Annotated in this window: 6 protein-coding genes; 4 read left to right on the plus strand and 2 right to left on the minus strand. The window is 53.0% G+C overall.

What is annotated here, in order from left to right; translation table 11 throughout:
* Both AAAC48_RS08190 and AAAC48_RS08195 read left to right on the plus strand, forming a co-directional pair.
* On the plus strand, positions 1–226 hold a 226-nt coding region (locus tag AAAC48_RS08190; RefSeq protein ID WP_340653712.1), incomplete at its 5' end, for a hypothetical protein.
* A 7-nt stretch (positions 227–233) separates the two neighbouring features.
* A complete protein-coding gene (locus tag AAAC48_RS08195) occupies positions 234–959 on the plus strand; it encodes an SOS response-associated peptidase (protein ID WP_340653713.1) in 726 nt (241 codons plus the stop codon).
* A gap of 59 nt (positions 960–1,018) precedes the next feature.
* Here the strand turns inward: AAAC48_RS08195 and AAAC48_RS08200 are convergent, their stop codons facing one another.
* Both AAAC48_RS08200 and AAAC48_RS08205 read right to left on the minus strand, forming a co-directional pair.
* Positions 1,019–1,249 (minus strand): hypothetical protein, encoded by a 231-nt coding sequence (locus tag AAAC48_RS08200; RefSeq protein WP_340653714.1) that lies wholly within the window; start codon positions 1,247–1,249, stop codon positions 1,019–1,021.
* Positions 1,250–1,644: 395 nt separating this feature from the next.
* Positions 1,645–1,809, minus strand: coding sequence for a hypothetical protein (locus AAAC48_RS08205; protein WP_340653715.1), 165 nt, complete (start codon positions 1,807–1,809; stop codon positions 1,645–1,647).
* 41 nt (positions 1,810–1,850) lie between these two features.
* Here AAAC48_RS08205 and AAAC48_RS08210 point away from each other — a divergent pair, with 41 nt between their 5' ends.
* Both AAAC48_RS08210 and AAAC48_RS08215 read left to right on the plus strand, forming a co-directional pair.
* Positions 1,851–2,270 carry a DUF982 domain-containing protein gene (locus tag AAAC48_RS08210; protein ID WP_340653716.1) on the plus strand — a complete coding sequence of 140 codons (420 nt, stop codon included), beginning with the start codon at positions 1,851–1,853 and terminating at the stop codon, positions 2,268–2,270.
* Between the two features lie 98 nt (positions 2,271–2,368).
* On the plus strand, positions 2,369–2,616 hold a 248-nt coding region (locus AAAC48_RS08215), incomplete at its 3' end, for a hypothetical protein (protein WP_340653717.1).

Below are 2,616 nucleotides of genomic sequence, written 5' to 3' on the forward strand. Positions count from 1 at the left end.
TGTTGACCAGGTCGCGATCATCTTCGAAGGGAACGACTTCGCAATCGACGACGTCGCATTCCTTGCATCGGAATTTCAGGCTCTCGAATGTACGCCGATGCCCGTTAACATTCGCCAGGTCACTGGCGATGAAAAAGCCAACCTTCTGGCATCTCCGGCACATCACCCGCACCAGCATGCCATTGCGCGCCGCCTGACCCAGAGTTTTTCAGTGTTCTTGTCATGAGAACAAAATGAGAACATATTCCCACAACGTCAAGGGGGATTTTGCTGCAGACCACCGCTTGCGAACGATAAGGGATCAACTATCATTCCTTGCCATGTGTAACCTTTACAACATCACGACATCGCAGGAAGCCATGCGGCAATTCATCCGCAGCCTGCGTGACATGTACGGCAATCTGGAGCCCTCTCTGGATGTGTACAAGAACTTTGCAGCGCCGATCGTTCGGCTCGGGAAAGACGGAGAACGCGAAATAGCGCGGGCGCAATTTGGCCTGCCGACTGATCCCCAAAACATCAAGGGCAACTATGATCCCGGACAATCCAACATCCGGCATCCCCATTATCACCACTGGCAGCAATATTGGGGGCTTGAGCATCGATGCGTTGTACCGGCGACAAGCTTCGCCGAACCGGCACCGGTAAAGGACCCTTTGACGGGACAAACACCAAATGTCTGGTTCGGGATCGATGAGTCCAGGCCGCTGTTCTGCTTTGCTGGCATCTGGACAAAATGGCACGGCGTGCGAATAGTCAGGGACGGAGCGAATGACTTCGAATTGTTCGGTTTCCTGACTACCAAGCCCAATGCAGTCGTCGAATCCATTCATCCGAAGGCAATGCCGGTAATCCTCAGAACCCGAGATGAAATTGATCTATGGATGTCCGCGCCAATGAACGAAGCCTTGCAATTGCAGACGCCCCTGCCCGACGAAGCCTTGACGATCCTGGATTAACCCAAGGCACCGGAAGAAGAGCCGCAGTTATTGTGAGGCGCACCGTGACAAGCATCGGTCTACTGAGTGCCTTTCAACAGGTCCGCGACAAACACGGTTCTGATAAGCTCACCAGGCTCATTGTAGACGCGAACCACCCAAGCAGTCGGATCGTGTTCTTCTACATCGATCAGGGTCGTTCTTGCTGCCTTTTTGGCGGCAACAATCGCTGCCTTATGATCGCGGAACTCGATTGGCGTTACGTCTTCAAGTACCGCCCCCTCATCAAAAACAAAACGGAACAGCGGCATGGCTTACCTCGCACTCATCTCCCCTAAAGTGAACTCGCTGCTGTATGATTCGTTCCGTTAAGCAACGGACGATGAACAAGATGTCTGAAAGCCCACCGCGCGGGTTCTGGGCAGATGGAGCGAGCTGCTGGCTGACTTTGATACTCAAGGCGTCCACGATGGCATGTTCGAAATGCGCGAGGATCAGATTGTTCGAAAGGACTAAGGCGAGAAGTCGCGTTTCTCTGATACCGTTTGTGTCTATGGGAGACTTGTTTCCGCCTTCCGGCAGCTCGGCGAGAGGTAGAGGCTAGAGGTGCTTCTGGCCGACGTAAATCTCAGCTTCCTTAGCAGCATCGATAAAGGCCTGTCGTGCCTGCGTAAAGGTGATTTTCCCTTCTAAAGCGTCACGTTCGCTAAACAGCGCGGTCGGCCAGATCCAGTCGATCAAGCAGATTGGTGAACCGGTCGTCATTGGCAATTACCTTGAATTGACTGCGGAACGCGTCTCTTAAGTCGTTCAGGTTCATTTGCTCTCTGACAATCTTTTCCCGGTATTTGTCCTTCTTTTCTTCATCCATGAGCATTTTGTCCCAATAACCTAAAACCAACGACATACAGCTTGGTTCCAAAACAACCTGAAACGGCCGATAAGAAAATCGATGCAATAGAATCTGCGGAGCTTTCGTGCTGCAATCGCCGCATGTACGAAGACTACAGGTCTTTTAAAATCGTCTCGGTCCTTCAAGACGGCAGGTCGGTGGTCATCACGTCTGCCTACGATGCGGCCAAGTACATCTTGGAGAACTGGCCGGAGGATGCTGGAGGGCCGAAGCTTGAGAACTGCAAGGAGATCCTGCTGAAGTGCCTGGCGGGCGATTGCTCGGCCACCACTGCACGAGTGGCGTTTGTCGAGGCAGCGCGAGAAGCGAATATCTTCATTGAGACGACGCCGCAGCCACCGGCGAGCGGCAAGCCTGATCCTAAGTGGGGTAAGCGCAAAACTACTCTGGCAAGGGACCGCAGACCCAAACAGCCATGAAACGCAAATGACCCCACCTGAACAGGAATTGAATAACGATTTCGGAACCCTTTCGACCGACAGCGGTTTTACAATGATGATAAACACAGGAGGCCGATATGACTTTCCGAAGCACGATTGCCGCCATCACCCTTCTTGCCGGAACTGCTGTCGCGGCCGCACAGACTGTTGTGGTCACGCCCGAGCAGGAAACTGTAATCCGCGAATATGTGAAAACCCACCCCGTGGTAGTCAAACGTCCGTCCAACTTTGAACTGGTACTCGGGGCAATCATACCGGACATACTCAAGCCGGGCGCACTTGCCGAAAACACAATGCCGACCAGGTATCAGTACCTCGAAATCGA

This window comes from Phyllobacterium sp., assembly GCF_037994405.1.
GTDB lineage: Bacteria > Pseudomonadota > Alphaproteobacteria > Rhizobiales > Rhizobiaceae > Phyllobacterium.